The 6,071-nt window shown below is 60.3% G+C and carries 8 protein-coding genes; 4 read left to right on the top strand and 4 right to left on the bottom strand.

The features are described 5' to 3' along the window. On the top strand, positions 1 to 357 hold a 357-nt coding region (locus EOL86_11415; protein ID NCD26183.1), incomplete at its 5' end, for an LOG family protein. A 27-nt stretch (positions 358 to 384) separates the two neighbouring features. Here the strand turns inward: EOL86_11415 and EOL86_11410 are convergent. The 4 genes from EOL86_11410 to EOL86_11395 are packed head-to-tail and all read right to left on the bottom strand — an operon-like array spanning position 385 to position 3,981. After that, positions 385 to 993, bottom strand: a complete 609-nt coding sequence (locus EOL86_11410) for a hypothetical protein (protein ID NCD26182.1) — start codon at positions 991 to 993, stop codon at positions 385 to 387. An 11-nt stretch (positions 994 to 1,004) separates the two neighbouring features. After that, on the bottom strand, positions 1,005 to 2,018 hold the full coding sequence (locus tag EOL86_11405) for an MCE family protein (GenBank protein NCD26181.1): 1,014 nt from the start codon (positions 2,016 to 2,018) through the stop codon (positions 1,005 to 1,007). Continuing rightward, a complete protein-coding gene (locus EOL86_11400) occupies positions 2,018 to 2,779 on the bottom strand; it encodes an ATP-binding cassette domain-containing protein (protein ID NCD26180.1) in 762 nt (253 codons plus the stop codon). The genes EOL86_11405 and EOL86_11400 overlap by 1 nt, the downstream gene beginning before the upstream one ends. Further along, positions 2,776 to 3,981: an MlaE family lipid ABC transporter permease subunit gene (locus EOL86_11395; GenBank protein NCD26179.1), complete on the bottom strand. Its 1,206-nt coding sequence runs from the start codon at positions 3,979 to 3,981 to the stop codon at positions 2,776 to 2,778. Before EOL86_11395 ends, EOL86_11400 begins: the two co-directional genes overlap by 4 nt. A gap of 145 nt (positions 3,982 to 4,126) precedes the next feature. Between EOL86_11395 and EOL86_11390 the strand changes: the two genes are divergently transcribed. Genes EOL86_11390 through EOL86_11380 form a run of 3 tightly spaced genes read left to right on the top strand, consistent with a single transcriptional unit; the run spans position 4,127 to position 5,995 of the window. Beyond that, positions 4,127 to 5,281, top strand: coding sequence for a hypothetical protein (locus EOL86_11390; protein ID NCD26178.1), 1,155 nt, complete (start codon positions 4,127 to 4,129; stop codon positions 5,279 to 5,281). Between the two features lie 10 nt (positions 5,282 to 5,291). Then, positions 5,292 to 5,570 carry a hypothetical protein gene (locus tag EOL86_11385; protein NCD26177.1) on the top strand — a complete coding sequence of 93 codons (279 nt, stop codon included), beginning with the start codon at positions 5,292 to 5,294 and terminating at the stop codon, positions 5,568 to 5,570. A 2-nt stretch (positions 5,571 to 5,572) separates the two neighbouring features. Next, positions 5,573 to 5,995: a hypothetical protein gene (locus EOL86_11380; protein NCD26176.1), complete on the top strand. Its 423-nt coding sequence runs from the start codon at positions 5,573 to 5,575 to the stop codon at positions 5,993 to 5,995. Positions 5,996 to 6,071: the final 76 nt, after the last annotated feature.

The raw sequence follows: 6,071 nt of genomic DNA, 5'->3' as shown, positions 1-6,071 counted from the left end.
CAGGAGCCCAACCCGTACATCACCCCGGAATTGAGCTTTCAGTTCCATTATTTCGCCATCCGCAAGATGCATCTTTTGATGCGGGCCAAGGCCCTGGTCGCCTTTCCCGGTGGATTTGGAACCATGGACGAGTTGTTCGAGGCTCTGACCCTCATCCAGACCCGCAAGGTGCGGCCCATCCCGGTTTTGCTTTTTGGCAAGCGTTTTTGGCAGAAAGCGGTCAATTTCGAGACATTCGTGGAAGAAGGGACGATCAACGCCGAGGATCTGAATATTTTTCAATATGTCAGCACGGCCGAGCAGGCCTGGGAGATCATCGCCGCATCCAACGGCCTGACCACGGACGGCAAACCGTAAATCCCGCGTTCGATCGACGCGCCATTTCTAGCGCACGACGGTGTGAATATCGGTGATAATCCGCCCGGACATGGCACGCATGACCCGGCTCATGGCCTCGGCCACGGAGCCGGGATTTTTTTGGGCACAGGGCTGACTTTCCCTGTAGGTGCGCTGAAACACGACTTGATCCGGGGCGTCCAGGGCGCGCAGGTCGAGCAAGGTGATGGTCAGCTCGGCCGAGGCCAACCATTGGTCCTCGCCATCCAGCTCCATCCATTCCTCGACAATGCCTTCCACTTGGTGCGTGGCCGTCAGGGACGAGGTCGGGCCGCTCACGGCCCGGAAAAGTCCGCTTTTGAGCAGGTCTCGGCGCAGATAATCCGTGACCAATATCTGCGGTGTGTTCCGCCATTGATGGTAGGCGTATTCCTGGCGGCCAAAGGACAGGTCGCGGTAGACCATTTTACCCGTGTTGAATTCCGGAGCCACGCCAAAGCGGCTGACCGTGACGATGGCCGGCGCTGGCTGACCAGCCACGGCCGGGGCCTCGTATTCCAGGGTGTAGTAGCGGGTGTCGGGCGCGGGCTGACGGGATCCGGCGCAGGTCCATAGATTGAGGCAGGCCAGGAGTGGTACGAGGATACGGAGATTCATGGCGTTTCCTGCTAGTCTTCCACGGCGCGGGGCGCCTTGGGTTGGGCGAAAATGAGCTGGGAGGGCTGGTCTTTCAGGTTGGTGATCAGTGTGTTCAGATTGGCCGAGGTTTGTTCCAGGTTTTCGGCCGTGGAGGCCATGCGTTGTTGCAGGTCCTTGATGGAGGTCTGCATCTGCATCATGGTCACCGTGCTTTGGAACATGAAGGCGTCGGCCTTGAGGGTGGTGGAGGCCAGGGCGGACATGGTCGTATCGATATGGGGGCGGTTGGTGTCCAGGATGGCCTGGAATTGGCTCAGAATGGCGCCCGTGCGGGCGAGTTCGTCTGTCGTGGTTTGCATGAGACGGTGCGAGGCGGCGATGGTTTGCTCCATGTTTTTAGCCATGGACTCCAGACGTTTGGGGCTTGCAGCGGCGTTGATATTGTTCAGCAGGGTGCGCACATCCGTGGAAATGACGCCGATCTGGGCCGATTCGATGGCCGCGTTGAGGCCCGCGAAGGCGGTCAGGGCCTCGCGGGAGATGCCTTGAAAGTCGATAGCCTGGATTTTGGACGCGATGAGGTCGATTTCCCGGAACAGTTTTTTGATATTGGACGGCCGTGAGGCAATGACCGGATACGGCGGGTCAAAGGACAGCTTGGGGGTCAGGTGGTCCGTGCCGGGCGTGGCCTTGTCGATTTCCACGAACATGGCGCCGGTGATGCCGACATTGGCGATGGTCGCCACGGAGTTTTCGAACTTGTCCTCCTTGCCGATGTTTTCCCGTTCGATGGCGATGAGAACCTCGATCAGATGGTAATCCGGCGCGATGCGGATTTGCTTGACGCGGCCCACGGGGACGCCGCGATATTTGACCGGCGAATCGACGTTCAGGCCCTGCACGGATTCATCGAAATAGGTCACGAAAAGTTCGCCCTTGTCCAAAAAGGAACTCATGCCGAGCCAGATGATGGCCACCGTGGCCAGGGCCAGGCCGGCGGTCATGAACAGGCCGACGGAAAAATGCATGCGAGCGGAAGCCATTATGTCTCCATGTCCGGCTGTCGGTTGAAGAATTGGCGCACGAAGGGGTGCGTGCTGGAATCGCGCAGAACGCGCGGATCGCCATCGGCGATGATGGACTTGGTTTCCTTGTCGAGCATGATGATCCGGCTGGCGATGGTGAAGATGGAGGACAGCTCGTGGGTGACCACGACAAAGGTCGTGCCCAGGGTCCGGTTCAGGCGCAGGATGAGGAGATCCAGATCGGCGGAGCTGATCGGGTCCAGGCCGGCCGAGGGTTCGTCCAGAAACAGGATTTCCGGGTTGAGGGCCAGGGCCCGGGCGATGGCCGCGCGTTTTTTCATGCCGCCCGAGAGTTCTTCCGGCAGGTGGTGCTCGAAACCTTCCAGCCCGACCTGGCGCAGTTTGAGGCGGACCAGATCGGCCGTGGCCTGGGGGTCTAGGTCCGAGTACTCGTTGACCGGCAGGGCGATGTTTTCGGCCAGGGTCATGGAAGAGAACAGCGCCCCGCCCTGATACATGACGCCGATGCGGGTCAGAATGCGCTTGAAGGTTTCCGGGTTGTCGGGGTCCATGGCCAGTCCGGCGATGGAGATGGTCCCGGCCCTGGGTCGGTATAGTCCGATGAGGTGTTTGAGCAGGGTGGATTTGCCGCAGCCACTGCCGCCCAGGATGATGAATATTTCACCGGCGTGGATGTCGAAATCCAGGTTTTCCATGATGGTTCGCGTGCCAAAACCCATGGTCAGGCCGCGCGCGGAAATGATCGCTTCTCCGTTCATGGCCGCCAGTACCTCAGAACCACGGCCAGGACCGAATCCACCAGGATAATAAGGAATATACTCGTGACCACGGCCGATGTCGTGGCCTGACCGACACTGGCCGCGCCGCCGCGCACCTGATACCCCTTGAAGCATCCCACGGTGGCGATGAGCAGGGCAAAGATGGCGCTTTTGAACAGGCCCCAGTTCACGTCGAAAATGGTCAGCGTGTTCATGGTCTGCTGCATGTAGGAATTGGGCGTCAGATCCAGCGTGGACACGCCGATCAAAAGTCCGCCGGCAATGGCGAACAGATTGGAATAGAGGGCCAGAAGCGGCACGACCAGAACCGAGGCGATGACCTTGGGCGCGACCAGGAACATGCTTGGTTGAAAACCCATGGTGATCAGGGCGTCCACCTCCTCGGAGACCTTCATGGTCCCGATTTCGGCGGCAAAGGCCGAGCCGGAGCGACCGGCCACGATGATGGCGGTCATGATCGGTCCCAGTTCCCGGACCATGGACAGGGCGACCAGGGAGGCGACGTAGATGTTCGCTCCGAACTGCTGCAGCTGCACGGCCGACATGAAGGCCATGATCAGGCCGAGCAGGAAGCTGATCAGACCAACGATGGGCAGGGCGTCCACACCCACGGAATGCATGTAGCCAACCATGTCCCCCAGGCGCAGACGACCAGGATGGCGTACCAGGGAGAGCAGGGTAAGGGTGGTTTCGCCCACGAAGGACACATGGTCCTCGGCCTGGTCCAGCACTTTCATGGTTTTCATGCCAAAGCGGGTGATGATGTCGGGCGTCGGACGCTTGGCCGGAGTCGGGACGGTTTCCTGGTCCAAGTGGAGAAAGGACAACAATTCGTGGACAGCTTCGGGGACATTGTCCAGGCGCAGCCGGCAGCCATGCTCGCGGGCTAGACGGTCCAGATGCACCACCACCAGGGCGCCGCAGTCGTCCATGCGGGCCACGTCGCTCAAATCGGCCCGGATTTCCTTGGGCGCGGGATGACTCAGCGAACGCGGCAGTGTCTTGAGCACGGCCGGGATGGTCCGCAGATTCAGGTCGCCGGACAGGCGCACGGACAGACAATCGGGTTGAACGGAAATGTGGGCGGAAGCGGTTTCTGGCATGGTCGACCTTGTTTTTGGAAAACGTGCGCTTATGTAGCCTAGGGTGTGGCGCTCGTCCACTGCCCAGGAATTCGTCATCAAGCGCATCGCCCCCGAACGAGCATCTTGAATCTCCTCTTTCTCTATGCGAAAAGCCAGACCTGTCGGACCGGGAGTGCTCCATGGTCCCTCGCCCGCGCCGGATCGTATCGCGTTTCGGCCCACCGCTAACCGGAAGTAATGTATGTCCCGCTGTTTTATGCGTTTGTTGCTGGCCGTGCTGTTGCACGGCGTTTTGTTTGGCCATGCCCTGGCCATGTCCTCGGTCCCCGATGATGTGTATCCTGAATTGGAAGAATTGCTTGGCTTGCCCCGGGCGTCGGTCGCGCCCGCGTCGGACCGGCTGAAACATCTCGTTGACCTTGTCCGCTCCACGCCGGCGGGAACCAGCATGGCCATGAAGGACCGGGCCAAGGCCACGGGCGCCTTCCATGCCTTTGCCGTGCGCGGGAATCTGGAGCGGGTCGTTGAATATGTCTACAATCCGGAAATTCCCATTTATGTGACCATGCCCTCGTCGGTGCGCGAACAGGAATGGTTGAGTCAGAACGTGGGGCAGGCGCTCAAGACCATGTCCCAGGCCGTGCGCGCCGGGGACGGTTTTTTTATGCGTGGTCAGGAACGGGAGATCATCACGCCTGACGCCAACACCGGCGGCTATTACGCATACCGGCAGGATCGGGCCATGGCCGTGGTGCCGACCAACGGCGGACCGGTCCTGGTGTCCGTGTCCTGCCAGCCGGAACCGTCGGACGTGGGCCGCAAGGGCTGCGTGGTCGGCAAGGACGGGGATTGGAACTACCTTTATTCCGAGGAAACCGGTTTGACCAAGACCGGCCTGGGGTGGGTCGATTCCTATATGTACAACGCCTATTCCGTTTTGGTTTATGTGCCGGACGTCGCCACGGGCGTGGTCCGTGTCGGGTCCTTCAAGTGGCTGAACGCGGGCTGGGCCAAGATGAACATGGTCAAGCAAACCCACATTTTAAACGGAATCAAACGCTTTGCTTCGGATTTCAAGGCCGTGTTGGAATCTCCGTCCCTGCCCAAGGCCTCGGAGCTGGCCGCCAAATACCGCGCCCTGACCCAGTCCAATCTGGAAACCCTGCGTGAAATGGTCTCGCCCTATGTCGCGGCCATCAGCCAGTCCGGCGAAGGTGCCGTCAAAAGCGACCCGTTCAAGGAACTGCTCGATTCTGGCGAGTATCTGCGGAGCATGAGCCAACGGGAAATGGTCAAGGTGCTCTTGCAGGAGTATCTCAAGTCCCGCATCGGCAAGGCGACCATGGTCCGGGTTTCGGCCGTGGGTGACGGGTTGACTGTGTCGGCTTCGCGGTAAGGCGGAAATCATGGATTTGCTCAAGATCGGCATGCTTGTTTTCTGCCTCGTCGTGGTGTGCATTGTCCTGGCCTTGGGGCAGCGCTCCAAGGCCAAGGATGTTTTTCATCTCATGCGCATGGTGCTGTGGATGCTTTTCATGTTCGTGGGCAATTCCGTGCTGCCGGACATGGCCGTTTTGGCCCACGATGATCGATTGCGGATCGGAGTCATGCTGGTCTGGCTGGCGTTGTCCTACGGATTGTCCTGGGGCTGTGTCCGCTTTTTGCGTCAGGGCGCGCGGGTCTGAGCATGGGCCGACTGTCCGAGGAGGCCCGGCAGCGGGCCAAGCAGATCCGCGACGAGGCCCTGTCCCGGTTGAACGAGCGCGAGTCCTCCATGGTTAAGACCCTTGTGGCCGAGGTGGCGGCGTTGAAGGGTGAAATCGCGGCCCAGCGACGGGAGTTGGCCGAACTGACCGCCCTGGTCCGGACTTTGACCGATGGCCCGGCCGCACCCTCCCTGGCCTCGTCCCGGCGTCCCCTGTCCGGCGCCAAGCGCCGGGCTTTGGAAAAAATTCGTGAACTGCGCGCCCAGGATCTGACTTTTTCGCAAATCTGCCGCGAATTCCGCGCCCAAGGCGTGCCGACCCTGTCTGGCGAGGGCGAATGGTCCAAGGGCACGTTGTGGAACCTGTGGAAGAATCATTCCCATCAGCTCGACGCCTCCGACTGATCCCTCCGGTTTATCCTGTTTTTCAACCCCTGGGCCGCGCCCATATCGAGGTCAATGCATGGATTTGGAACAGATA

It is taken from the genome of Deltaproteobacteria bacterium (genome assembly GCA_009930495.1).
In the GTDB taxonomy this organism is placed as follows: domain Bacteria; phylum Desulfobacterota; class Desulfovibrionia; order Desulfovibrionales; family Desulfomicrobiaceae; genus Desulfomicrobium.
Note: the sequence above shows the minus strand (reverse complement) of the source record. Positions and strands in the feature narration are given on the sequence as shown.